This is a genomic window from Pseudomonas sp. A34-9 (genome assembly GCF_029543085.1).
Taxonomy (GTDB): domain Bacteria; phylum Pseudomonadota; class Gammaproteobacteria; order Pseudomonadales; family Pseudomonadaceae; genus Aquipseudomonas.
In genome coordinates, this window is sequence record NZ_CP119967.1 from 3,966,795 (window position 1) to 3,989,712 (window position 22,918).

Consider the following 22,918-nt stretch of genomic DNA (forward strand, 5'->3'; position numbering starts at 1 on the left):
CGAAGGCTGCGATCTTTTGATGTTGATTGTAAAAAACAAGATCAAAAGATCGCAGCCTTCGGCAGCTCCTACAGGGCGATGTGTGAGGGGGATGGTTGTCCCTGGCTTGCAATCCACTTAAGCCCGGCCACATTGGCCGCGCGACTGAAACCTGTTGGGAGTTTCACATGGCAAACGCCTCCAGCACTTACAGGAAGGCACTTGAAGGTCATCAGCAACCGAAAAAGGTGCTGGTGAAAGTCGATCGTGTCACCAAGAAGTTCGACGAAACCGTGGCAGTGGACGATGTGTCCCTGGAGATCCATCAGGGCGAAATCTTCGCGCTGCTCGGTGGCTCCGGTTCGGGCAAATCGACCCTGCTGCGCATGCTCGCCGGTTTCGAGCGCCCGACTGAAGGGCGGATTCTGCTCGACGGCGTGGACATCACTGACATGCCGCCGTACGAGCGGCCGATCAACATGATGTTCCAGTCCTACGCGCTGTTCCCACACATGACCGTTGCGCAGAACATCGCCTTCGGCTTGAAGCAGGACCGTTTGCCCGCCAGCGAAATCGATGCCCGCGTCGATGAAATGCTGCGCCTTGTACACATGACCCAATACGCCAAACGCCGCCCGCACCAGTTGTCCGGCGGCCAGCGCCAGCGCGTCGCCCTCGCCCGTTCGCTGGCCAAGCGTCCGAAGCTGTTGCTGCTCGATGAACCGATGGGCGCGCTGGATAAAAAGCTGCGTTCGCAGATGCAGCTTGAGCTGGTACAGATCATCGAACGCGTGGGCGTGACCTGCGTGATGGTGACCCACGACCAGGAAGAGGCCATGACCATGGCCGAGCGCATCGCGATCATGCACTTGGGCTGGATCGCCCAGATCGGCAGCCCGGTCGACATCTACGAAGCACCGGTCAGCCGCATGGTCTGCGAATTCATCGGCAACGTGAACGCCTTTGACGGCACCGTGGTGGAAGACCTTGAAGGTCACGCGATCATCCACAGCCCGGACTTGCAGCAGAAGATCTACGTCGGTCACGGCGTCAGCACTTCGGTGCAGGACAAGTCGATCACCTACGCGATCCGCCCGGAAAAAATGCTCGTCAGCACCATCAAGCCGGAAGTCCGCTACAACTGGTCCGAAGGCAAGGTGCATGACATCGCCTACCTCGGCGGTCACTCGGTGTTCTACGTCGAACTGCCGGGCGGCAAAATCGTCCAGTCGTTCATGGCCAACGCCGAACGCCGTGGCGCACGTCCGACCTGGGACGACAAGGTCTACGTGTGGTGGGAAGACGATAGCGGCGTGGTACTGCGCTCATGAGAACCTTCAATCAACAATTCCTGCGCCTGGTGCCCAGCGGGCGAAAACTGGTGATCGGCATTCCGTTCATCTGGCTGTTCCTGTTCTTCATGCTGCCGTTCTTCCTGGTGATGAAGATCAGCTTCTCGGAAGCCGCGCTGTCGATCCCGCCGTACTCGGAGATCTACATCTACGCCGAACAGAAATTCCAGCTGATGCTGAATATCGGCAACTACACCATGCTTGGCGAAGACGAGCTTTACCTGTCGGCCTACCTCGGTTCGCTGAAGGTCGCCGCGCTGAGCACGATGATGTGCCTGGTGATCGGCTTCCCGATGGCCTATGCGATCACCAAGGCGAGCAAGGAAGCGCAAAACGTCCTGCTGCTGTTGATCATGATGCCGACCTGGACTGCGATCCTGATCCGCGTTTACGCGTGGATGGGCATTCTCAGCAACAACGGTCTGCTCAATGCGTTTCTGATGTGGACGGGGCTGACCGATCACCCGATCGAGATCCTCAACACCAACACCGCCGTTTATATAGGTGTGGTTTACGCCTACTTGCCGTTCATGGTGTTGCCGCTGTACGCCAACCTCGTCAAGCACGATGGCAGCCTGCTGGAAGCCGCGCAGGATCTGGGTTCGAGCAACTTCAACAACTTCTGGAAAATCACCGTGCCGCTGGCCAAGAACGGCATCATCGCCGGCTGCATGCTGGTGTTCATTCCGGTGGTCGGTGAATTCGTGATTCCGGAACTGTTGGGTGGCCCGGAGACCCTGATGATCGGTCGCGTGCTGTGGCAAGAGTTCTTCAATAACCGCGACTGGCCGGTGGCGTCTGCCCTGGCGGTGGTGATGCTGTTGATCCTGATTGTGCCGATTCTGCTGTTCAACCGCAGCCAGGCCAAAGAGATGGAGGCACGGGGATGAAACGCTTCGGATTTTCCAAGTTCATGTTGATCTTCGGTCTGATGTTCATTTATCTGCCGATGCTGATTCTGGTGATCTACTCGTTCAACGCCTCCAAACTGGTGACGGTGTGGGGCGGCTGGTCGGTGAAGTGGTACGTCGGCCTGCTCGACAACACGCAACTGATGGGCTCGGTGGTGCGCTCGCTGGAAATCGCCTGCTACACCGCGATTGCTGCCGTAGCGTTGGGCACCCTCGCCGCTTTCGTGCTGACGCGCGTTACGCGTTTTAAAGGTCGCACGCTGTTTGGTGGCCTGGTCACCGCGCCGCTGGTGATGCCTGAGGTGATCACCGGACTGTCGCTGTTGCTGCTGTTCGTGGCCATGGCGCAGCTGATCGGCTGGCCGCAGGAGCGTGGCATCGTCACGATCTGGATCGCCCACACCACGTTTTGTGCAGCCTATGTCGCGGTGGTAGTCTCCGCCCGCCTGCGTGAGCTGGACCTGTCGATCGAAGAAGCGGCGATGGATCTGGGCGCGAAGCCGTTCAAGGTGTTTTTCCTGATCACCATTCCAATGATCGCACCGTCACTGGCAGCGGGCGGGATGATGTCGTTTGCCTTGTCGCTGGATGACCTGGTGTTGGCGAGCTTCGTTTCCGGGCCGGGTTCGACCACCTTGCCGATGGAGGTGTTCTCGGCGGTGCGTCTGGGCGTGAAGCCTGAGATCAACGCCGTGGCCAGCCTGATTCTGCTGGCGGTGTCGCTGGTGACCTTCCTGGTCTGGTACTTCGGCCGAAAGGCAGAAGCCAACCGCAAGCGTGCGATTCAGGAAGCGATGGACCAGACGGCAAACGAGTCGTGGCAACAGCCGCAACGCGCCGCCACCGCATAACCCTGTAGGAGCTGCGGAACGCTGCGATCTTTTGATCTGGATCTTCAGAAGCAAGATCAAAAGATCGCAGCCTCGTTTCACTCGACAGCTCCTACATGAGCTGTGTTGGTCGATCAGGTTTTGCTTTGTGTTTTTGAATAAGAAGAATGGAGTTGTACCGATGAAAATGTTTGGCAGGACTCTGCTGACACTGTCCTTAATGGGCGCAATGGTCATGGGCGCCCAGGCCAACGACAAGGTGCTGCGTGTTTACAACTGGTCCGATTACATCGCGCCGGACACCGTCAAGAAGTTCGAAGACGAAACCGGCATCCGCGTGACCTATGACGTCTTCGACAGCAACGAGACCCTTGAGGCGCGCTTGCTGGCGGGCAAATCCGGTTACGACCTGGTCGTGCCGTCGAACAGTTTCCTGGCCAAGCAGATCAAGGCCGGCGTGTATCAGACGCTGGACAAGTCGAAGCTGCCGAACTGGAAGAATCTCAACCCGGTGCTGCTGAAAAACGCCGCCGCCAGTGATCCGGACAACGCCCACGCGTTCCCGTACATGTGGGGCTCGATCGGCATCGGTTTCAATCCGGCCAAGGTCAAGGAAGTGCTCGGCGCCAACGCCCCGACCAATTCCTGGGACTTGCTGTTCAAGCCGGAAAACGCTGAAAAACTCAAAGCCTGCGGTATCAGTTTCCTCGATTCGCCGACCGAAATGATCCCGGCCGCCCTGCACTACCTTGGCTACCCGGTGAACGACAAGGACACCGCGCACATCAAGGAAGCCGAGGCGCTGTTCATGAAAATCCGCCCGAACGTGGCGTACTTCCATTCCTCGAAATACATCTCCGACCTGGCCAACGGCAATATCTGCGTGGCGGTCGGTTACTCCGGTGACGTGCTGCAGGCCAAGGCCCGTGCGGTGGAATCAGGCAACAACGTGGTGATCGACTACAGCATTCCCAAGGAAGGCGCCGGCAGCTTCTACGACATGGTCGCGATCCCGCGCGATGCCGCCAACGTCGAGAACGCTTACCTGTTCATGGACTTCCTGATGCGCCCGGACATCATCGCCGAGATCACCAACAGCAACGGCTACAGCAACGCCAACGCCGCGGCTACTCCACTGGTGGATGAAGCGATCCGCAACGACCCGGGCTCGTACCCGTCGCAAGCGGTGATGGCAACGTTGTATGCGGTGCCGGATCAGCCGATTGCCACGCAGCGAATCATGACCCGTGGCTGGACCCGGGTGAAACTCGGTAAGTAAGCCGATGATCGTTCCCATGCTCCGCGTGGGAACGCAGCCCGGGACGCTCTGCGTCACAAGAGGCATTCCCACGCAGAGCGTGGGAACGATCAGTGTGCAAGACATTACAGATTTCCCGTTCACGCAGCGCCTTACCACCGCTGCACCCTGCTATGAACGGCCTCACCTGGCTCCCTCGGCTCAGGTGAATTCTCAGGCGCCCTCGGGCGCCTTTTTTTCGCGCTCAAATCAGCGGCCAATCTTGCAGAACCCGATAGCGGCCCTTGTGCGATTCGAACAGGGCGAAGCGTTCGGCACGCAGGAAAAACTCCGGCGGCGTAGCGGATTCCGGCTCCGGCGCACGGTAGTCTCTAGCCAGCGTCAGATGCGGGCGAAACTCGCGGGGTGTCTCTTCAAAGCCAAACGGCAACATCGCCTGCTCCAGCGCGTAGACCAATCGCAGCAACGCCTGCGGAGCCTGCTCCGGCGCCAGTGACAACACCCCGGCGCGATGCCAGACCTGCAAACGATCCAGCGCGATCTTCAATGGCTCACCCGGCGTGCGCACTTGCCCGGCCGCCTCGCAGACTTCATTGATCTGCGCCAGTGGCACAGCGCCAAGAAACAACAGCGTCAGGTGGAAATTGTCCGCCGGCACCGGCTTACCGGTTCGCAAACCCAACTCCCCGCGCCACTGAGCGATCGCCTTGCGTTGCGCCGGCGGGCAATCGAGGGCGAAAAACAGTCGATTCGCTTCATCGGTCATGGCCCTGCTCCCCTGTCCATCGTTATTCGCCGAATTCTACACAGCCTGATCAGACGACTCGTGACAGGAAGCTATAGTTCAAGGATTGCCATCAACCGGAGGTCGCCATGCGCGAGATCCTCAGCAAAGAACCATGGTGGGCGCGACCGCCGCATCCCGGGCAGGATGAAAAGGAGCTGGAATGGGGCTGGCTGGTGCATTACAGCGAGGGTGAGCCGCGTTTCGAATTCGTCCGCGAACGCCCCACCGACGAGCAGATCCGCGACCGCAAAAGCTGCCGCATCACCCCCTCGGCCGAGTGACCCCGGACACCTGTAGGAGCTGCGGCACGCTGCGATCTTTTGATCTTGTTGTTTAACAAGCCAGATCAAAAGATCGCAGCCTCGTTTCACTCGACAGCTCCTACGGGGATTTGTGTGGGGTTCAGGATTCAAGGATGTTTTTGAAGCCGCCAAAGATCATGCGTTGGCCATCGAATCCCATCGGGTTGACGTCCGGTTGCATGCGCGGGTCGTCCATCATTTTCGCCATGCCGGCATCGCGGGTGGCTTTGTCTGGCCAGATCAGCCAGCCGGCCGACACCGTCTCGCCGTCCTTGAGTTTGACCGCCATCGGGAATGAGGTGACTTTGCCCTCCGGCACGTCATCGCCCCAGCACTGAACCACGTCTTTCGCCCCGTATTCCTTGAACAGCTTTGCGGCGATCTCACAGTGTTTTTTGTACTGGTCGCGATTGGCGTTCGGCACAGGTGCGACAAAAATATCGATGTAAGCCATGATCACTCTCCTTGCACGTTGGGTTTGACCTGCTGATTGGTCGATTGCGGCGGCTGCCATTCGACAGGATTCACGCCCAAGCCGACCGACGGCTCATCGCCCCCACCCAGATTGCGCTCAACCTGCCCGGCCATGTGCAACGTGCCGGCCATGACGCCGGTGGTCGGGTTTTGCACCAGTTTCATCCAGGCCTTGTCGAAGGTGCTGCCCAGACTGCTGCGGATCAGCGCTTCACTGTCGGGGCGGTCATTGGCCTGAATGATCGCGCGAATGCCGGCCACACCGACCGAAATCAGTCCGCCAGCCAGTTTCCCGGCCGCTGCTGCCACGGCGCTGGCAGCCCCACGCGGGGCCATCTCCGCTTCCATCCGCTGACTGGCGCGCCTGGCCACCGGGGCCATGCCGGCATCCGTCGAGGCAATGCCCTTGGCGCCGCCCTCGGTGTGGATCTTGTCGATCAGCGCGGCGTAGGCCGGCAGCGTGTTCAGCGGCTCGGTACTGATGACCTGATACAGCGAAGCATCGCGCGCCGGCGGCGGGCCCAGCGCGATGGCCGGGACTTTCTGCAAATGCCCGTTGAGCTGACCAACGGGCACACCATGGCGCCGGGCGATAAGCGGCATCTGCTGCGCCATCAACTGCGCATAGAACGCCGTGGCCTGGCCGAGAATCGCATCCGGATCGATCTCCACCGCGACCGGCGCCAGCACCCTTTCCTGATATTGCTCAAGTAGATACGCCGCCAGCCGTTTGGCCGACGCGTCCTGCTCACCACCGGCATTGATCGTGTACCAACTGACCTTCATCGACAGCCATTCCTGGGTCCAGTAGCTGCTGAACCACGGGATGAAATTTTCTTCAGTTTGCTGATAGACGCGAGTGCGCCAATGTTCCATCGAACCACGGGCAAATAGCTTTACTTGCTCGGTGGACTGCTGCGAAGCGCTGACGATTTCGCGGTCGATCTGCTGCCAGGTCGCCGGCGACACTACGACGGCCTGCGGCGCTGACACCGGGGCCCGCGCCGAAGTGGCGCAGCCGGCCAGCAACAACAGTGCGGCGACGAGCAGCGCACGCGGGTTCACGATGGAGGTTTCCTTCAAATTGGGAGGATGCAGATTTGAGTATAGGTGTGGGTATTGGGCCGTTTGTCCGGTTGTGGCTGAACTGGCGCCTTCGCGAGCAGGCTCGCTCCTACAGGGGAATGCATTTCAAATCGTAGGAGTGAGCCTGCTCGCGATGAGGCCTGCAAACCCACCACAAACCCGAACCATCACTGCCATCGATATTCACCATCGCCACGATTGCCTTCCGCCCATCGCCCATCAAAGGCACGATTAAGCCATCCGAAACACAACGAGGAGTTCACAGCATGATTCACACCCACGTCACACTGTCCGTGAGTTTCCCGGTGTTCGGCAGCAACTATTACGACCAGCACGTTGTGTCGCACAAAGCGCAGGCATTGGTGTTCAACGAAGATTTCGAAGATCTGTTAATGCCTGCTGCATCCAATCACTTCAGCAATGAAGTGGTCGGCATCAACGATCAGTTCCGTTTTCTGAGCGACATTCTCGCCACCCATTTGCTGGACATCGAGGCCTCCGTGCCTGCGCGATCCAGCGTCCGGGCGAGCGCTCACTTTTAATTGCAACACGCACAAAAAAAGCCCACTGGCCATTTCGGCGCAGTGGGCTTTTTCACATCAGGGTTGCCTCGTTCAGCGCTTCCAGCAATCGGCGTAACGCGAGCAGACGTTGTACTGCGCATCCATTTTGGCCATGCGGTCGAGATGGCGCAGGACGGCTTCGCCCATGACTTCCTTGGACGACTGGAAGTAGTACTTGATCATGTCGGTTTCCATGTCGGTCGGCGCTGCGTTGCCACGCTTGCCGGAAGTACCGTCGACGGCAGACCATTCTTTCAAGCGCTTGTCGTCGATACTGCGCAGGCGCTTGCGATACTCGTCGCTGGAACGGGTGATCGCCTCGTCGGCAATCGTCGAACTCTCATGGTTGAATTCGGCCAGATTCTGCCGGTACAGCGTCCAGTAATCGTCTGGCAGTTCAAAGCCCATTTTCGCCTTGCGCTCGCTGACCAGTGAATCGAGCTTTTCCGGCGTAAACGTCGTCGAGTCCCGCTTCTTCGCGTCGGACTTCAACACCACGAATAGGCTGCCATCGACGATACGGTCGATCATGACCGTCCGTTCCGGGGTATCCGGCAGCAGCGCTGGCGGCTTGGGAAAGATCGGGTTGCGCCCGGCACACGCCGCCAGCCCCTCGCGCTTCATCGGGATCGGCGTGCGCACGTCCTTGCCATCGATGCGCTGCACACGCTGCATCAGCGTCGAACACTGGCGGCCCTTGAGGTCGAAGGTCAGCTCGTATTCTGTATCGCGCTGAGGTTTGAAACTGAAACCCGCACCGCACACGGCATAACCGGTCTGGGTGTTGACCTTCAGGTACATTTCCTTGTCGGGCGGCAGTTTGATTTCCAGGTAGCTCTTGGCCTTTGCCGGGGGCGCCACACTCATGCCGACCCGGCGCGTGCTGTCGACGATGAACAGGTTGTTGAGCAAGCCGGTGGTCTGGCCATCGCAATGCTCTGCATCGTAGTAATCCACCGAAGCGTTATCGGTGCTGGCGACAAAACGCAGCTTGGCGGCATCAGGTTCGGCCGAATCCTGATAGGTGCCCAGTTGGGTGCATCCCGACAGCAGCAGGCCCGACAGAACGGCACTGATAACAACGGGTGTTCGGCGCAACAGCAAAGCCACAGACATGATCATCCTTGGGGAGAAGGGGCAAAAAAACGGCGATGCTACTGAATTGCCATCATTGCGTCCACTCCCCGCGTCTGCGCGACTGTTGTGCTAATCGGACGCGCAGAACTCAGTCAATCATCATCGCGATCACGGTAGTAGCGACGGCCATCGCGGCGATCATCGCGATCATCCCAGCGCCGGTCATGGTCGTAGTTGCGGCCATGATCGCGGTCGTAATGTCGACCATGGCGGTGGTCATCATCAAAATCCGCGACACAGCCACCGAGCATTACGGCGGCGGTCACGGTCAGCAACATCGTTGTAGCGCGCTTCATTCAATACTTCCCTAAAACCAAGGTCTTGACGACGGAATCGGCCACGCTGCCCGCACTTTCAGGACGCGGTGCGCGCAGCCGCAGATACGACCGGGCAAAACGCCGTTGATTCAGTGGCCACTATCGACCGTTTGTCGCCCTGCCCGCACAGCCCAAACGGCGGCGAAATGCCACCTATACTTCTTGCAACCAAGCCCCACGCAATGGATCTGCGCCCTCAATAACAACAAGCAGAGGTGCACCATGGTCTGGCAGCAAATCTACGACCCGTTCGGTAACCCGGTGATCTCCACGCTCATGGCCGCCGTGCCGGTGGTGGTGATGCTCGCGGCACTGGCGTTCTTCCACATCAAGGCGCACCTGGCGGCGCTGCTGGCGCTGGCGTCCGCCCTGCTGATTTCGATTTTCGCCTTCGGCATGCCAGCGAATATGGCCGGTTCGGCTGCATTATTCGGCGCGGCGAATGGCTTGCTGCCGATCGGCTGGATCGTCCTCAACATCATCTTTCTGCATCGCCTGACCACCGAGAACGGCTCGTTCAAAGTGCTGCAGGATTCCCTTGCGCGCATCACCGATGACCGTCGTTTGCAGTTGCTGCTGATCGCGTTCTGCTTCGGCGCGTTTTTCGAAGGCGCGGCGGGGTTCGGTACGCCGGTGGCGGTAACCGGGGCAATTCTGATCGGGCTGGGGTTTTCGCCGTTGGCCGCGTCGGGCCTGGCGTTGATCGCCAACACCGCGCCCGTGGCTTTCGGCGCATTGGGCACACCGATCATCACCCTGGCCAAAGTCACCGGGCTGGATGAAATGGAGCTGTCGATGATGGTCGGGCGGCAGTTACCGTTCTTCTCGGTGCTGGTGCCGTTCTGGCTGATCTGGGCGTTCGCCGGGTGGCGCAAGATGCTGGAGATCTGGCCGGCGATTCTGGTGGCCGGGGTGAGTTTCGCCGTGCCGCAGTTTCTGGTGTCTAACTACCACGGGCCGATGCTGGTGGATGTGATTGCCGCGCTGATTTCCATGGCTTGTCTGACGTTGTTTTTGAAGGTGTGGAAGCCGACGACCATTCACACTTCGGCGGCGCTTTCAGGGCGCGTCGACAACTCCCGGGTCGAAGAAGAAAAAGTCACTGCCAGCGCCGCGTTCAGTGATCAGGCGCGCCCGGCGGTGATGCGCGCGTGGATGCCGTGGATCATTCTCACGGTGTTCGTGTTTGCCTGGGGCACCCAAGGCTTCAAGAACATCTTCGATGTGCGCCCGGCGATCGATCCGGTCACGCACTCGGCCAAGCTCGACCCCACCGGCAAACCGCTGAATGAAGCCAATCCGATTTTTGCGCCTGCGGTGACCTTCACCACCCTGCACCTGCAAATCGAAAAAGTGCCGCCGGTGGTGGCTGCGCCGAAAGCCGAGGAAGCGGTGTACAAATTCACCTGGTTCACCGCCACCGGTAGCGGAATTCTGCTGGCGGCGATTGTCGGTGGCTTGCTGATGGGCTACTCGATTCCGCAACTGATCAAGCAATACCTGCGCACGTTGTGGGTCGTGCGGTTTTCGCTGATTACCATTGCGGCGATGCTCGCGCTGGGATTTCTCACGCGCTATTCAGGGCTCGACGCGACCATGGGTCTGGCGTTTGCGGCGACGGGGATTTTCTATCCGATGTTCGGCACGCTGCTCGGTTGGTTGGGTGTGGCATTGACCGGTTCCGATACTGCATCGAATGTGCTGTTTGGCGGTCTGCAGCGGGTCACATCGGAACAGCTCGGGATCAGCCCGATCCTGATGGCGGCGGCGAACAGTTCGGGCGGGGTGATGGGCAAAATGGTCGATGCGCAATCGATCGTGGTCGCCTCCACCGCGACCCGCTGGTATGGGCATGAGGGCGAGATTCTGCGCTACGTGTTCTTCCACTCGATTGTGCTGGCGATCCTGGTCGGCGGGCTGGTGACACTGCAGGCGTATGTGGCGCCGTTTACCTCAATGGTGGTGGGCGGGCATTGAGTGTCGCCCCCCTGTAGGAGCGAGCCTGCTCGCGATAGCGGTAGACCTGTGAACGAAGTGGCGACTGACACAGCGCTATCGCGAGCAGGCGAAGGCCTACAAGGGTTCAGCGCCTTATAGAAGATTGATGAGCTACCCTCATAACTCTATAGCGAAAATCCGCAAAAACCTTTTCCTCTTTCCGGCAGTCACTCCTTAACGAGACCGGCGATGACGCTGGCTGCCCGTTTGGGCCATTCGCAACCCTGCTGCCCTGATGAAGAAAGAAAAGGAATCGAACCATGACGATTTCCCGACGCGGATTTCTGATCCTAGGCGCCGTCACCGCGACGGCGTTCGCAATGCCGCCGTTTATCAGCCTCAAGGCCTACGCGGCCAACCTGGAGCAACCGGCCATGAGCAAAGTGACGATCAACGTCAACGGCAAGCCGCGTGAATTGGACGTCGACACCCGCACCACCCTGCTCGATGCCCTGCGCGAACACTTGCACCTGACCGGCAGTAAAAAAGGCTGCGACCACGGCCAGTGCGGCGCCTGCACGGTGATCGCCGATGGTCGACGCATCAACTCTTGCCTGACCCTCGCGGTAATGCACGAAGGCAGCGCGATCACCACCATCGAAGGCCTCGGCATGCCCGACAATCTGCATCCGATGCAAGCCGCGTTCATCAAGCACGACGGCTACCAGTGCGGCTATTGCACGCCCGGACAAATCTGTTCGGCAGTGGCGGTCATCAAAGAAATCCGCGACGGCATTCCCAGCCACGCCAGCGCCAGTTTGACCGAGCCACCGCAACTGATCGCCGCCGAGTTTAAGGAACGCATGAGCGGCAATATCTGCCGCTGCGGTGCCTACTCCAACATCATTGAAGCCATTACCGAAATCGCGGAGGTGCCGGCATGAGACCGTTCAATTACAGCCGCGCCGACTCCCCCGCCGCAGCCGCCGCACAAGCTGCGCAAGTTGAAGGCGCGCGGTTTATCGCTGGCGGTACCAACCTGCTCGATTTGATGAAACTCGACATCGAAACGCCGCGGCACTTGATCGACGTCAATCACCTCGGGCTGGATCAGATCGAGGCCACGCCTGAGGGCGGCTTGCGCATTGGCGCGCTGGTACGCAACACCGATCTGGCCGCCGACGCGCGCGTCAGAAAAGACTATGGCCTGCTCTCCCGCGCCCTGCTCGCCGGGGCGTCAGGCCAGTTGCGCAACATGGCGACCACCGCCGGCAACCTGCTGCAACGCACGCGCTGCCCGTACTTCTACGACACCAATCAAGCCTGCAACAAACGCCAACCCGGCAGCGGCTGCGCAGCGATTGCCGGGGTCAGTCGGCAACTGGGCATTATCGGTGTGAGCGACGCGTGCATTGCCACCCACCCCAGTGACATGGCGATTGCCATGCGTGCGCTCGATGCGCAGATTGAAACGGTGAAACCCGACGGCAGAACCCGCAGCATCGCCATGGCCGACTTTCATCAGTTGCCAGGCACCACGCCGAACATCGAAACCAGCCTGACGCCCGGCGAATTCATCACCGCCGTAACATTGCCCGCACCGCTCGGCGGCACCCACATTTATCACAAGGTGCGTGATCGCTCCTCCTATGCGTTCGCGCTGGTCTCGGTCGGTCTGATCCTGCAAAAGGACGGCAGTGCACGCATCGCCGTCGGCGGAATCGCGCCGAAACCATGGCGGGTCGAAGCCGCCGAAGCGCTGCTGCCCAAAGGCGTCAAAGCCGTCAGCGAACGCCTGCTCGACGGCGCCACGCCGACCCACGACAACCAATTCAAACTGACCCTGGTCGAGCGCACGCTCGGCTCGGTATTGGCGCAAGCGAGGGAAGAAGCATGAAATTCGACACGCCCGCCGCCACCAACCCGATCGACCAACTAAAAGTTATCGGCCAGCCCACCGACCGCGTCGAAGGCAAACTGAAAACCTGCGGCCAGGCGCCGTACGCCTACGAACAACATGAGGCGGTGGCCAATCAGGCTTATGGTTTTATGGTCGGTTCGGCCATTGCCAAGGGCCGCATTAGCAACATCGATCTGCAAGCAGCCAAAGCCGCGCCCGGCGTCCTGGCGATCGTTACCGCGGCCAACGCCGGCAAGCTCGGCAAGGGTAAATACAACGCCGCACATCTGCTGGCAGGGCCCGAGGTGCAGCACTATCACCAAGCCGTGGCATTGGTCGTTGCCGAGACCTTTGAACAGGCGCGCGCCGCTGCGCAAATGGTCAAGGTCGATTATGTCGCGGCCAAAGGCGAGTTCGATCTGGCCAGCGTGCGCGACAAAGGCGTCGAGCCGAAAGAGGAACTGCCCGACGTCAAACACGGCGATTTTGCTGCAGCGTTTACCGCCGCTCCGGTGCAGTTCGACCAGACCTACACCACCCCGGATCAGTCGCACGCGATGATGGAACCGCACACAACATTAGCCGCGTGGAAAGGCGATCAACTGACCTTGTGGACGTCCAACCAGATGATCGCCTGGAGCGTCGGCGACATCGCCACCACCCTCGGTCTTCCAAAAGAAAAAGTCCGGCTGATCTCGCCATACATTGGCGGTGGTTTTGGCGGCAAGTTGTTTATCCGCGCCGACGCAATCCTCGCCGCTCTCGGTGCGCGGATGGCTGGCAGACCGGTAAAAGTCGCCCTCGCCCGCCCGCAGATCGCCAACAACACCACCCATCGCCCGGCAACCATTCAGCGCATCCGCATGGGTGCGACGGCGGATGGCAAACTCACCGCCATCGCTCACGAAGGCTGGTCAGGCAACCTTGAGGACGGCAAGGTCGAGGTCGCGGCGCAACCGAGTCAGTTGCTCTACGCCGGCGAAAATCGTTTGGTCAGCATGCGTCTGGCGCCGCTGGATCTACCCGAAGGCAACGCCATGCGTGCTCCGGGTGAAACACCCGGGTTGATGGCGCTGGAAATCGCCATGGATGAAATGGCCGAGCAGCTCAAGCTTGATCCGATCCAGTTCCGCATCCTCAATGACACCCAGGTCGACCCGGTGAAAACCGAGCGGCCGTTCTCGCAGCGGCGTTTGATCGAATGCCTGCAAACCGGCGCCGATAAATTCGGCTGGGACCAGCGCAATGCCAAACCCGGTAGCCGCCGCGAGGGCCGCTGGCTGATCGGCATGGGCGTGGCGGCGGCGATTCGCAACAACCTGCTGGTCAAGTCGGGCGCACGGGTGCGGCTGGAGCGCGACGGCAAGGTCACGGTGGAAACCGACATGACCGACATCGGTACCGGCAGTTACACGATCATTGCGCAGACAGCGGCCGAGATGATGGGCGTCAGCATCGACGACGTAGTGGTGCGGCTGGGCGATTCCAGCTTCCCGGTATCAGCGGGCTCCGGTGGCCAGTTCGGCGCCAACTGCTCGACGGCCGGGGTGTATGCGGCCTGCATAAAGCTGCGCGAGGCAGTCACCACCAAACTGGGCATGGCCGGCGAAGCAGAGTTCGTCGACGGTCAAGTTCGAGCCGGCGGCAAAACCCTGCCCCTGCGCAATGCCGCGCATGACGGTGTCGTGCAAGCGGAGGACAGCATCGAGTTCGCCGACCTTGCCGAGCAGTATCAGCAATCGACATTTGGTGCGCACTTCGTTGAAGTCGCGGTGGATGCAGCGACTGGCGAAGTTCGCGTGCGGCGCATGCTCGCCGTGTGTGCAGCCGGACGAATTCTCAATCCGAAAACTGCACGCAGTCAGGTGATCGGAGCAATGACCATGGGGGTTGGCGCGGCGTTGATGGAGGAATTGGCGGTAGACAAAAAGCTTGGTTTCTTCGTCAACCATGATCTGGCGGGATACGAAGTGCCGGTGCATGCCGACATTCCGCATCAGGAGGTGATTTTCCTCGATGAGACCGACCCGATTTCTTCGCCGATGAAGGCCAAGGGTGTCGGTGAGCTGGGGATTTGCGGAGTCAGTGCGGCGCTGGCGAATGCGATTTACAACGCCACCGGGGCAAGGGTGCGCGAGTATCCGATTACGCTGGACAAGATCTTGTCGTCGTTGCCGGAGATGATCTGAAGTCGCCTGAAAAGCCCCTCACCCTAGCCCTCTCCCAAAGGGAGAGGGGACCGATTGGGGGATATTCAGGCGCTACACCGACTTGAACGTCCTGGTGTGAATCCATAATCGACAGAGCCATTTCAGGTCGATGTATGACGCAAGACACTTCGGTCGGCCCACTCTCCCTCCGGGAGAGGGCTGGGGTGAGGGAAATCAGGGAACTTCACCGACTTGAACGTCCTGGTGTGAATCCATAATCGACACAGCACCTTCAGGTCGATGTATGACGCAAGACACCTCGGTCGGCCCCCTCCCTCCGAGATGCTGGGGTGAGGGAAATCAGGGAATTTCACCGACCTGAAAGTGTTGCTGTGAATCCATAATCGACACAGCCATTACAGGTCGATGCATGACGCAAGACACCTCGGTCGGCCCCCTCTCCCTCCGGGAGATGGCTGGGGTGAGGGAAATCAGGGAATTTCACCGACCTGAAAGTGTTGCTGTGAATCCGTAATCGACACAGCCATTTCAGGTCGATGTATGACGCAAGACACTTCGGTCGGCCCACTCTCCCTCCGGGAGAGGGCTGGGGTGAGGGAAATCAGGGAACTTCACCGACTTGAACGTTCTGGTGTGAATCCATAATCGACACAGCCATTTCAGGTCGATGCATGACGCAAGACACCTCGGTCGGCCCCCTCTCCCCCCGGGAGAGGGCTGGGGTGAGGGAAAGGCTTCACTCGGTGGGCGAATACTGCTCGGCACTCACCTGCTCCATCCACTCCACCACCTTACCCTCCAGCACCTCAGCGATAGCGATATGCGTCATCGCCGTAGTCGGCGCCGCCCCATGCCAATGCTTGGCCCCCGGCGCAATCCACACCATATCGCCAGGGCGAATCTCACGAACCGGCTGCCCCCACTCCTGGACAAAACCGGAACCGGCCGTGACGATCAAGGTCTGTCCTAACGGATGCGTATGCCACGCGGTACGCGCACCCGGCTCAAACGTTACCGTCGCACCGCTGACCCGCGCCTCATCAGTGCCCTTGAACGGCGCATCGACACGGACCGTGCCAGTGAACCAGTCCGCCGGGCCCTTGGCTGAAGGTTGCGAGCCATTGGGCGTGACCATCACACTCGGGGTTTCATTGGCCTGCACCTCAGCTGCCAGCAGGGAAAGGGTCAACGCAGAAGCGGCAATCGGGTTCATGACTTTCTCCGAACAGATGAATGCAAGAGCTGCCGACGGCTGCGATCTTTTGATGTTTAAAGCAAGATCAAAAGATCGCAGCTTTCGGCAGCTCCTACGGGGTTGAGTCACTTTACCGGGGCGTACTCTTCAGATAATCGACTAGAATTCGAAAAAACTTATGCAGGAAACTCACCAATGCTGCGCGAAAATGCCACTGACCTGCTCGCCTTCCTCGCCGTGGCCCGCGAGCGCAGTTTCACCAAGGCCGCGGCCAAACTTGGCGTTTCGCAATCCGCGCTGAGCCATACCATCCGCGCCCTCGAAGCCCGTTTAGGCCTGCGCCTGCTGACCCGTACCACCCGCAGCGTTTCGCCCACCGAAGCCGGCGAACACCTGCTGCAAACCATCGGCCCGCGTTTCGAAGAAATCGAACTGGAACTGGCGGCACTGAGCAACCTGCGCGACACCCCGGCGGGCAAGATCCGCCTCAATGCCACCGATCATTCGCTGGATTGGCTGCTGCGCCCGGTGCTCAAAACCTTTCTGCCGCAGTACCCGGATATTGCCGTCGAGGTGAGCTGCGACTATGGTTTCGTCGACATTGCCGGTCAGGGTTTCGACGCTGGCGTACGTCTTGGCGAAGACGTCGCGCAAGGCATGATCGCCACCCGTATCGGCCCCGACATGCGCATGGCGGTGGTGGGTTCACCCGCCTATTTCGCCAAACGCCCCCCGCCGCAAACACCCCGCGACCTGACCGATCACGCCTGCAACAACCTGCGTCTGCCCACCAACGGCGGGTTGTACAGCTGGGAATTCGAGAAGGATGGCGAGAATCTGAAAGTGCGGGTCTCCGGGCAAGTCACCCTGAATGGCGTCTACCCGTTACTCGACGCGGCGCTGGACGGTTTCGGCCTCAGCTACATCCCGGAGAACATCGTCGCGCCGTATCTGGCCGACGGCCGTTTACTGCAAGTGCTGGAAGACTGGTGCCCGACGTTCGCCGGTTATCACCTCTACTATCCGAGCCGACGCCAGGCTGCACCGGCGTTTGCGTTGTTGCTGGAGGCGTTGCGTTATCGCGGTTGATGGCTTGTCATTTTTTATAACAACCCGCAGCGCCCCAAAACGCCTTGGCTAACGTCGCCGCCTCTTTCGTAGAATTCGCCGTCACGGTTGCAAATTGTCCACGCTGCGCTCCCATACACACATATTTTTCATTAAGCGCATAGGCCGCGCAGACAATGAGCACGAGGCAAACCCCGGTAAAACAGGCGAATCGACGGTTTTGCACATCCATGATGATTCTTCTTGGGCGGAGCAGGAGTCATCATGATTGCGTGCGAACAAAACCCTTCCAACTGTCAGATCTGACAGTCTTTAATACCCTTTTGAAATTAAAACGCTCAGTCCTCGACGCAAACAGAAGATCCCCGCGCCAACTCGCTCAACCTGCCAACGCAATCAACTGATGCCGCTGCGCATCGGTGAGCATCGGCCCGAACCCGGCCCTGGCGTTATCAGCCATGTAACGCGGATTACCCGTGCCCGGGATCACGCAAGTCACCGCCGAATGCGAGAGCAAAAACTTCAACGCCAGTTGCGGCCAGCTGTTGACCTGCACATCCGACACCCAGCCCGGCAGCGGTTTGCCTTTGAGTCGGGCAAGCAAACCGCCACCGCCAAATGGCCGATTGCAAATCACCGCCACCCCGCGCTCGCGGCACAGCGGCAGGATGCGTTTCTCCACGCCACGGTCATCGAGGGCGTAGTTGATTTGCAGAAAATCCAGGGGTTCGGCCTTCAGCACTGCTTCGACTTCCTCGTAGGCCGAGGGCGTGTAATGGGTGATGCCGATGTAACGGATGCGCCCCTGCTCTTTCCATTCACGCAGGGTCGGCAGATGGGTTTGCCAGTCGAGCAGGTTGTGGATCTGCATCAGGTCGATGCGTTCGGTACGCAGCAGGCTGAACGATTGCTCCATCTGCGCGATGCCTTCCTCGCGCCCGCGCGTCCACACCTTGGTTGCCAGAAATGCCGGCGACCGTGGTTCATGGATCGACAGCAGCTCACCGGTGGTTTCCTCTGCCCGGCCATACATCGGTGAACTGTCGACCAGCGTGCCGCCCTTGCTGAACAGTTCATCAAGCACCGCCGGCAATTGCCGGTAGGCCGGATCGCCGGGGGCGACGTCGAAACCGCGATAGGTGCCCAGGCCGACGATCGGCAGCGCCTCGGCGCTGGATGGGATGACGCGGGTCTGCATGGCGTGGCCTCCGGTGGTCGCGGGCGTGGTGGTTGTGGCCAACGCCCGATCAAAGGTGAAGACCGCCGAAACCCCGGCAGCCAGCGTGAGCAATCGGCGACGGGAGTAACCCTCAGTGTGGCTCATGCTGGTTCCCCTGCTGCGTGGATCTGTTGCCGGTTGTGTGTATGAGCGGCCCGGTTGCAGGGCTGGACTACACTGCGACAGCCAACTTTCACACACCGTTAAAAGTAGCCGAATGTCCCGAACCCTGATGTCACTCGTCGCATTGATCGTTGTCGTGTACCTGGTGCTGTGCACGGCGCTGTTCTTTTTTCAGCGCTCGCTGATCTATTTTCCCCAGCCCAATGCCATCAACTTCGCTGATTCACGGATGACCCTGTCGATGCCGGATGCACAGATTTCGGTGGTCACCCGCGAGCGCGTCGGGTCACGGGCGCTGATCTATTTCGGCGGCAATGCCGAGGACGTGTCGCGCAATCTGCCGGAGTTTGCCGAGGCGTTTCCTGATTACGCGGTGTATCTGCTCAACTACCGCGGCTTCGGTAGCAGCGGCGGCTCACCGTCGGAAGCGGCGATTGCCGAGGATGCGCTGGCGCTGTTCGATCAGGTCTACGCCAGTCATCCGCAGGTGGCCGTGGTCGGGCGCAGTCTCGGTTCCGGCGTGGCGGTGCGTCTGGCCAGTCAGCGACCCGTGCAACAGCTGATTCTGGTGACGCCTTACAACAGCCTGGAAGAAATCGCCGCGCGGCAGTATCCGTGGGTGCCGGTGCAGTGGTTGCTCAAGGACCGTTTCGAATCCGGCAAATACGCCGCGCATATCCGCGTGCCGACGTTGTTGCTCGCGGCCAGTGATGACGAAGTGATCCCCCGCGCCAGCACGCAGCGCTTGCTGGAGAACTTCCCGCAAGGCGTGGCGATGCTCAGGGTGGTGCCGGATTCGGGGCATAACTCAATTTCCGAGCGAGCGCAGTATTTGCAGTGGATGGGGGATGTGTTGAATCGCTGATGTTGTTTGCCATTGATTGTTGTGCTGTTGCTATTGGCCCCATCGCGAGCAGGCTCACGCCTACATTTGAAATGCGTTCCCCTGTAGGAGTGAGCCTGCTCGCGATGGCGTCATCCGGCGCAACATAGCGGCCTGCTTGCTCTCACCCTTCGTCGCCCCGCGATAAAAGCGCCGCCCCTTGAACCAAGTCCAAAAAGCCCAGTCCTACCCGCGCCGCATTCTGCGGTTCACTCAACTTTTGCGCTGTCCTTCTTCAGAGCTGCCCGTCTCATGCGCCACGCCGTTCGCTCGTCTCGCTTCGTTTCGCTGTGCCTGCTGATCCTTTCGCCGCTGTTCGCTGCAAACGCCCATGCCGGTGCGGAGCGACAACTGGTGGCCGCCATCAATGACTATCGCGCCCATCCGCAGCGCTGTGACCGGCGCCCGGCGCAGCGCCTGGCGCCGTTGGTGTTGAAGTCGAACCTGGCCTTGCCGATCGGTTACCGCTACGCCGGCGGCATGCGTGAAGCGTTGAAGGCGTCCGGCTATTCCGCCGTGACGGTACGCAGTATTCGTGTGGTCGGCGCCGAGGATGCCGAAGAGGCCTTCGACCTGCTGCAAAACGATCACTGTGCCGCGCTGCTGGAAGCGAGCTATGCCGATATCGGCGTCAGCCGTTCGCGCAATGAATGGCAAGTGGTGTTGGCGCAACCGGTGCTCGACAGCCATGTCGGCGACAATCGCAGCGTGGGCAAGGCGCTGCTCGCCGAGGTCAACGCCGCACGCGCCCGGCCACGAATGTGCGGACGCCAGCGATTCGCCGCCGCCCGATCGTTGAGCTGGAACGCCGCGCTGGCCGCCGCCGCGCAGGGGCACAGCAAAGCCATGGCCTACGGCAACTATTTCGCCCACCAGGATCCCGACGGCGACCTGCCCGCCGATCGCGCCCGTGCGGCGGGATATCGTGGCCGGCAAATCGGCGAAAACATTGCCGCCGGGCAAAGTTCGCCGGGCAGGGCCATGGCCGGATGGCTCGCCAGTCCCGGACATTGCGCCAACCTGATGAACCCGATGTTTACCCAGGTCGGTGCCGGGTTTGCCAGTGAGGCGCGCAGTGATGAAGGGGTTTACTGGACGATGGTGTTTGGCGCGCAGTGACTGGCCGTGTCGAGTCCCCGTTTCAGCCATTCCTTGCGCAGCATTGATGGCGACACAACGGCCACTCCGGCCTGCCAGTCGAGTGGCCATAAATGATTGAGCTTTTGTTGGCTGACATCGGAGGGGGCCAGCAAGCAGCTTTTACTGTCGCGAACGCTGATGACATTGAGCAGGCAGTCATCGCCCTGCTCCGCCATCCAGCGCTTGATGGTCAGGCGGTGGTTTTTTAGCAACGCGTCGGCGTCCCACAGCGTCATTTGCGCGAACACCTGGGGCAGATGGCTTTCGGGTTTCATCCGTTTCAAATCAGCCGCCAACGCTGCAGCGAGATTTGCTTCGATGCTCGCCTGACATTCAAGAAAATACTGTTGCGGCCAATCGACGCTCAGCTTTGCTCGGCAGGCGAGTTCGCCATACGCGGCGATATCGGCTGCGGTGGTCATTTGCCCGGTGAAATTCAGGGTGTTGTCGAGAATCGCTGTCGCCAGTAATGCAGCGCTTTGTACGCTGATCTGCATCAGCAAACCGCTCGCCTGCCAACGCTGAAATACCTGAGTGGCGGCAGCCCCGATCGGGCGAATATCGGCGGCTGGCCCAAGTCTCTGCGCCCAGTAACGCTCGTACCCCGGATGATGATCGATGACCTCTACCACTCGTTTCAGCACCACCAACGGGTCGAAGTGGTGATAGTCCGAGACATCGACCAGGACAAATTCATCGTCCGGCGTCGGCGGGTAATCGTCAAAAGCCGCGGCCCAGCCAAGCACACTTTTCGACACGCTGGCGTTGGGTTGCGCGCTGCTGATGGCACGGGCGGGAATGCCTTGCAGGTTGAGCAATTCTGCATAGGCGATACAGCAGGCGTAGGCGTCAATGTCCAGATAGGACGCGCCGGAGGTGATGATTTTCATGGGCCGGCAACATCGCACAGGTGTGTGACGTTTGGGTGACAGAAAAAGATCGCCGCCTCGTTTCACTCGACAGCGCCTGCAAGGCGGCGATCTTTTGATCTTCAAGCCGCGCGCTGTGCTCCCGCCACCATCGCCGAAGCTGCCAGCATCGCGCGCAACAACACTGCACACCCGGCTGCCAGATCGTCCGGCGCGGCGTTCTCGATTTCGTTATGACTGATGCCGCCCTCGCACGGCACAAAAATCATCCCGGCCGGGCCGAGTTCGGCGAGGAAAATCGCGTCATGCCCGGCGCCGCTGACGATGTCCATATTCGACAAACCAAGCCCTTTCGCCGCGCCGCGCACCGCTTCCACACAACCTTTTTCGAAGTACAACGGCGGGAAGTCGGCTGTCGGGGTCAGTTCATAGGTCAGTCCGTGTTCTTCACAGGTGGCCTCGATGACTTGCTTCACCTCGGCAATCATCGAGTCCAGACGCGCCGGTTCCAGATGACGGAAGTCGAGGGTCATGCGCACTTCCCCGGGGATGACGTTGCGCGAACCGGGATAGGCCTGCAGGCAGCCGACGGTGCCGCAGGCATGCGGCTGGTGGCCAAGGGCGGCGCGGTTGACGGCGCCGACGATCACTGAGGCGCCGACCAACGCGTCTTTACGCAGGTGCATCGGCGTCGGGCCGGCATGCGCTTCGACGCCGCGCAGCTTGAGGTCAAACCACTTCTGCCCCAACGCACCGAGCACCACGCCGATGGTTTTCTGTTCGTCTTCGAGGATCGGGCCTTGCTCGATGTGTGCTTCGAAATACGCACCGACTTTATGCCCGCTGACTTTGCGCGGGCCAGCGTAGCCAATGGCGTTGAGCGCGTCACCGACGGTGACGCCGTCGGCATCGACTTTGGCGAGGGTTTCTTCGAGGGTGAATTTCTCGGCAAACACGCCAGACCCCATCATGCACGGGGCGAACCGCGAGCCCTCTTCGTTGGTCCAGACCACCACTTCCAGCGGCGCTTCGGTTTCCACTTTGAGGTCGTTGAGGGTACGCAGGACTTCGACGCCGGCCAGTACGCCAAAACAGCCGTCGAACTTGCCGCCGGTGGGTTGCGTATCGATGTGGCTGCCGGTCATCACCGGCGGCAGGTCGGGATTGCGCCCGGGGCGACGGGCGAAGATGTTACCGACGGCATCGACCGTGACGCTGCACCCCGCGTCCTTGCACCATTGCACGAAGAGGTCGCGGGCCTGGCGGTCGAGGTCGGTCAGGGCCAGGCGACAGACCCCGCCCTTGACCGTGGCGCCGAGCCTGGCCAACTCCATGAGCGAGGCCCACAAGCGGTCGCGGTTGATGTGCTGATGGGTCGATTGCAGAACGTCTACGGCTGCGTTCATGGGGATCTCC

At 60.3% G+C, this 22,918-nt stretch carries 22 protein-coding genes and 1 pseudogene; 13 read left to right on the top strand and 10 right to left on the bottom strand.

Annotated features, from left to right (window positions below):
• Positions 1 to 167 precede the first annotated feature (167 nt).
• The 4 genes from potA to P3G59_RS17590 all read left to right on the top strand — a co-directional run bounded on the left by potA (position 168) and on the right by P3G59_RS17590 (position 4,351).
• Positions 168 to 1,310 (top strand): polyamine ABC transporter ATP-binding protein, encoded by a 1,143-nt coding sequence (potA, locus tag P3G59_RS17575; protein ID WP_277758291.1) that lies wholly within the window; start codon positions 168 to 170, stop codon positions 1,308 to 1,310.
• Positions 1,307 to 2,221, top strand: a complete 915-nt coding sequence (locus P3G59_RS17580; protein WP_277758292.1) for an ABC transporter permease subunit — start codon at positions 1,307 to 1,309, stop codon at positions 2,219 to 2,221. Before potA ends, P3G59_RS17580 begins: the two co-directional genes overlap by 4 nt.
• Entirely contained in the window at positions 2,218 to 3,093 is an 876-nt protein-coding gene (locus P3G59_RS17585) for an ABC transporter permease subunit (RefSeq protein ID WP_127652574.1), read from the top strand. Before P3G59_RS17580 ends, P3G59_RS17585 begins: the two co-directional genes overlap by 4 nt.
• A gap of 160 nt (positions 3,094 to 3,253) precedes the next feature.
• Positions 3,254 to 4,351, top strand: coding sequence for a polyamine ABC transporter substrate-binding protein (locus P3G59_RS17590; RefSeq protein ID WP_034155530.1), 1,098 nt, complete (start codon positions 3,254 to 3,256; stop codon positions 4,349 to 4,351).
• A 223-nt stretch (positions 4,352 to 4,574) separates the two neighbouring features.
• Here the strand turns inward: P3G59_RS17590 and thpR are convergent, their stop codons facing one another.
• A complete protein-coding gene (gene thpR, locus P3G59_RS17595) occupies positions 4,575 to 5,096 on the bottom strand; it encodes an RNA 2',3'-cyclic phosphodiesterase (RefSeq protein ID WP_277758293.1) in 522 nt (173 codons plus the stop codon).
• Between the two features lie 107 nt (positions 5,097 to 5,203).
• On the opposite strand from thpR, the gene P3G59_RS17600 reads away from it, so the two are divergent.
• The gene (locus P3G59_RS17600) at positions 5,204 to 5,398 is read left to right on the top strand and encodes a hypothetical protein (RefSeq protein ID WP_277758294.1); all 195 of its coding nucleotides are present in this window, start codon (positions 5,204 to 5,206) and stop codon (positions 5,396 to 5,398) included.
• 121 nt (positions 5,399 to 5,519) lie between these two features.
• Here the strand turns inward: P3G59_RS17600 and P3G59_RS17605 are convergent, their stop codons facing one another.
• Positions 5,520 to 5,873: a DUF1428 domain-containing protein gene (locus P3G59_RS17605; RefSeq protein WP_277758295.1), complete on the bottom strand. Its 354-nt coding sequence runs from the start codon at positions 5,871 to 5,873 to the stop codon at positions 5,520 to 5,522.
• A gap of 2 nt (positions 5,874 to 5,875) precedes the next feature.
• Entirely contained in the window at positions 5,876 to 6,958 is a 1,083-nt protein-coding gene (locus P3G59_RS17610) for a hypothetical protein (RefSeq protein ID WP_277758296.1), read from the bottom strand.
• Between the two features lie 287 nt (positions 6,959 to 7,245).
• Here P3G59_RS17610 and P3G59_RS17615 point away from each other — a divergent pair, with 287 nt between their 5' ends.
• Positions 7,246 to 7,521 carry a hypothetical protein gene (locus tag P3G59_RS17615; RefSeq protein ID WP_277758297.1) on the top strand — a complete coding sequence of 92 codons (276 nt, stop codon included), beginning with the start codon at positions 7,246 to 7,248 and terminating at the stop codon, positions 7,519 to 7,521.
• Positions 7,522 to 7,593: 72 nt separating this feature from the next.
• Here P3G59_RS17615 and P3G59_RS17620 read toward each other — a convergent pair whose 3' ends face one another.
• Both P3G59_RS17620 and P3G59_RS17625 read right to left on the bottom strand, forming a co-directional pair.
• On the bottom strand, positions 7,594 to 8,658 hold the full coding sequence (locus P3G59_RS17620) for a hypothetical protein (protein ID WP_277758298.1): 1,065 nt from the start codon (positions 8,656 to 8,658) through the stop codon (positions 7,594 to 7,596).
• A gap of 113 nt (positions 8,659 to 8,771) precedes the next feature.
• Complete coding sequence (locus P3G59_RS17625; protein WP_064120858.1) at positions 8,772 to 8,975, bottom strand: hypothetical protein; 204 nt, start codon at positions 8,973 to 8,975, stop codon at positions 8,772 to 8,774.
• 243 nt (positions 8,976 to 9,218) lie between these two features.
• Here P3G59_RS17625 and P3G59_RS17630 point away from each other — a divergent pair, with 243 nt between their 5' ends.
• The 4 genes and pseudogenes from P3G59_RS17630 (at position 9,219) to paoC (ending at position 15,023) form a co-directional block, all read left to right on the top strand.
• The gene (locus P3G59_RS17630) at positions 9,219 to 10,973 is read left to right on the top strand and encodes an L-lactate permease (RefSeq protein WP_277758299.1); all 1,755 of its coding nucleotides are present in this window, start codon (positions 9,219 to 9,221) and stop codon (positions 10,971 to 10,973) included.
• 272 nt (positions 10,974 to 11,245) lie between these two features.
• Positions 11,246 to 11,878, top strand: a pseudogene (gene paoA, locus P3G59_RS17635) (aldehyde dehydrogenase iron-sulfur subunit PaoA); the annotation flags it as partial.
• Positions 11,875 to 12,831: a xanthine dehydrogenase family protein subunit M gene (locus P3G59_RS17640; protein WP_277758300.1), complete on the top strand. Its 957-nt coding sequence runs from the start codon at positions 11,875 to 11,877 to the stop codon at positions 12,829 to 12,831. The pseudogene paoA and the gene P3G59_RS17640, both read left to right, overlap by 4 nt.
• Positions 12,828 to 15,023: an aldehyde oxidoreductase molybdenum-binding subunit PaoC gene (gene paoC, locus P3G59_RS17645; protein WP_277758301.1), complete on the top strand. Its 2,196-nt coding sequence runs from the start codon at positions 12,828 to 12,830 to the stop codon at positions 15,021 to 15,023. Before P3G59_RS17640 ends, paoC begins: the two co-directional genes overlap by 4 nt.
• Positions 15,024 to 15,741: 718 nt before the next feature.
• On the opposite strand, the gene P3G59_RS17650 is transcribed toward paoC, so the two are convergent.
• Positions 15,742 to 16,218, bottom strand: a complete 477-nt coding sequence (locus P3G59_RS17650) for a cupin domain-containing protein (RefSeq protein ID WP_277758302.1) — start codon at positions 16,216 to 16,218, stop codon at positions 15,742 to 15,744.
• Positions 16,219 to 16,395: 177 nt separating this feature from the next.
• Here P3G59_RS17650 and P3G59_RS17655 point away from each other — a divergent pair, with 177 nt between their 5' ends.
• On the top strand, positions 16,396 to 17,289 hold the full coding sequence (locus P3G59_RS17655; protein WP_277758303.1) for a LysR family transcriptional regulator: 894 nt from the start codon (positions 16,396 to 16,398) through the stop codon (positions 17,287 to 17,289).
• 7 nt (positions 17,290 to 17,296) lie between these two features.
• Here the strand turns inward: P3G59_RS17655 and P3G59_RS17660 are convergent, their stop codons facing one another.
• Positions 17,297 to 17,500, bottom strand: a complete 204-nt coding sequence (locus P3G59_RS17660; protein ID WP_277758304.1) for a hypothetical protein — start codon at positions 17,498 to 17,500, stop codon at positions 17,297 to 17,299.
• A gap of 147 nt (positions 17,501 to 17,647) precedes the next feature.
• Positions 17,648 to 18,592 carry an aldo/keto reductase gene (locus P3G59_RS17665; protein ID WP_277758305.1) on the bottom strand — a complete coding sequence of 315 codons (945 nt, stop codon included), beginning with the start codon at positions 18,590 to 18,592 and terminating at the stop codon, positions 17,648 to 17,650.
• Between the two features lie 112 nt (positions 18,593 to 18,704).
• Here P3G59_RS17665 and P3G59_RS17670 point away from each other — a divergent pair, with 112 nt between their 5' ends.
• Both P3G59_RS17670 and P3G59_RS17675 read left to right on the top strand, forming a co-directional pair.
• Positions 18,705 to 19,475 carry an alpha/beta fold hydrolase gene (locus P3G59_RS17670; RefSeq protein WP_277758306.1) on the top strand — a complete coding sequence of 257 codons (771 nt, stop codon included), beginning with the start codon at positions 18,705 to 18,707 and terminating at the stop codon, positions 19,473 to 19,475.
• A 270-nt stretch (positions 19,476 to 19,745) separates the two neighbouring features.
• Positions 19,746 to 20,612 carry a CAP domain-containing protein gene (locus P3G59_RS17675; RefSeq protein WP_277758307.1) on the top strand — a complete coding sequence of 289 codons (867 nt, stop codon included), beginning with the start codon at positions 19,746 to 19,748 and terminating at the stop codon, positions 20,610 to 20,612.
• On the opposite strand, the gene P3G59_RS17680 is transcribed toward P3G59_RS17675, so the two are convergent.
• Both P3G59_RS17680 and P3G59_RS17685 read right to left on the bottom strand, forming a co-directional pair.
• The gene (locus P3G59_RS17680; RefSeq protein ID WP_277758308.1) at positions 20,582 to 21,523 is read right to left on the bottom strand and encodes a DHH family protein; all 942 of its coding nucleotides are present in this window, start codon (positions 21,521 to 21,523) and stop codon (positions 20,582 to 20,584) included. The two genes, P3G59_RS17675 and P3G59_RS17680, sit on opposite strands and share 31 nt — an antisense overlap.
• Before the next feature lie 101 nt (positions 21,524 to 21,624).
• Positions 21,625 to 22,908 (bottom strand): Zn-dependent hydrolase, encoded by a 1,284-nt coding sequence (locus tag P3G59_RS17685; protein ID WP_277758309.1) that lies wholly within the window; start codon positions 22,906 to 22,908, stop codon positions 21,625 to 21,627.
• Between the last annotated feature and the right edge of the window lie 10 nt (positions 22,909 to 22,918).

What these genes read in the sequence shown, in the direction of transcription:
- P3G59_RS17625 (WP_064120858.1), bottom strand. Translation starts at nt 8,975, where the DNA reads ATGAAGCGCGCTACAACGATGTTGCTGACCGTGACCGCCGCCGTAATG.
- P3G59_RS17675 (WP_277758307.1), top strand. Translation starts at nt 19,746, where the DNA reads ATGCGCCACGCCGTTCGCTCGTCTCGCTTCGTTTCGCTGTGCCTGCTG.
- P3G59_RS17630 (WP_277758299.1), top strand. Translation starts at nt 9,219, where the DNA reads ATGGTCTGGCAGCAAATCTACGACCCGTTCGGTAACCCGGTGATCTCC.
- P3G59_RS17605 (WP_277758295.1), bottom strand. Translation starts at nt 5,873, where the DNA reads ATGGCTTACATCGATATTTTTGTCGCACCTGTGCCGAACGCCAATCGC.
- P3G59_RS17640 (WP_277758300.1), top strand. Translation starts at nt 11,875, where the DNA reads ATGAGACCGTTCAATTACAGCCGCGCCGACTCCCCCGCCGCAGCCGCC.
- P3G59_RS17655 (WP_277758303.1), top strand. Translation starts at nt 16,396, where the DNA reads ATGCTGCGCGAAAATGCCACTGACCTGCTCGCCTTCCTCGCCGTGGCC.
- P3G59_RS17660 (WP_277758304.1), bottom strand. Translation starts at nt 17,500, where the DNA reads ATGGATGTGCAAAACCGTCGATTCGCCTGTTTTACCGGGGTTTGCCTC.
- P3G59_RS17620 (WP_277758298.1), bottom strand. Translation starts at nt 8,658, where the DNA reads ATGTCTGTGGCTTTGCTGTTGCGCCGAACACCCGTTGTTATCAGTGCC.
- paoC (WP_277758301.1), top strand. Translation starts at nt 12,828, where the DNA reads ATGAAATTCGACACGCCCGCCGCCACCAACCCGATCGACCAACTAAAA.
- P3G59_RS17680 (WP_277758308.1), bottom strand. Translation starts at nt 21,523, where the DNA reads ATGAAAATCATCACCTCCGGCGCGTCCTATCTGGACATTGACGCCTAC.
- P3G59_RS17670 (WP_277758306.1), top strand. Translation starts at nt 18,705, where the DNA reads ATGTCCCGAACCCTGATGTCACTCGTCGCATTGATCGTTGTCGTGTAC.
- P3G59_RS17615 (WP_277758297.1), top strand. Translation starts at nt 7,246, where the DNA reads ATGATTCACACCCACGTCACACTGTCCGTGAGTTTCCCGGTGTTCGGC.
- P3G59_RS17650 (WP_277758302.1), bottom strand. Translation starts at nt 16,218, where the DNA reads ATGAACCCGATTGCCGCTTCTGCGTTGACCCTTTCCCTGCTGGCAGCT.
- P3G59_RS17580 (WP_277758292.1), top strand. Translation starts at nt 1,307, where the DNA reads ATGAGAACCTTCAATCAACAATTCCTGCGCCTGGTGCCCAGCGGGCGA.
- P3G59_RS17585 (WP_127652574.1), top strand. Translation starts at nt 2,218, where the DNA reads ATGAAACGCTTCGGATTTTCCAAGTTCATGTTGATCTTCGGTCTGATG.
- P3G59_RS17685 (WP_277758309.1), bottom strand. Translation starts at nt 22,908, where the DNA reads ATGAACGCAGCCGTAGACGTTCTGCAATCGACCCATCAGCACATCAAC.
- P3G59_RS17590 (WP_034155530.1), top strand. Translation starts at nt 3,254, where the DNA reads ATGAAAATGTTTGGCAGGACTCTGCTGACACTGTCCTTAATGGGCGCA.
- potA (WP_277758291.1), top strand. Translation starts at nt 168, where the DNA reads ATGGCAAACGCCTCCAGCACTTACAGGAAGGCACTTGAAGGTCATCAG.
- P3G59_RS17600 (WP_277758294.1), top strand. Translation starts at nt 5,204, where the DNA reads ATGCGCGAGATCCTCAGCAAAGAACCATGGTGGGCGCGACCGCCGCAT.
- thpR (WP_277758293.1), bottom strand. Translation starts at nt 5,096, where the DNA reads ATGACCGATGAAGCGAATCGACTGTTTTTCGCCCTCGATTGCCCGCCG.
- P3G59_RS17665 (WP_277758305.1), bottom strand. Translation starts at nt 18,592, where the DNA reads ATGAGCCACACTGAGGGTTACTCCCGTCGCCGATTGCTCACGCTGGCT.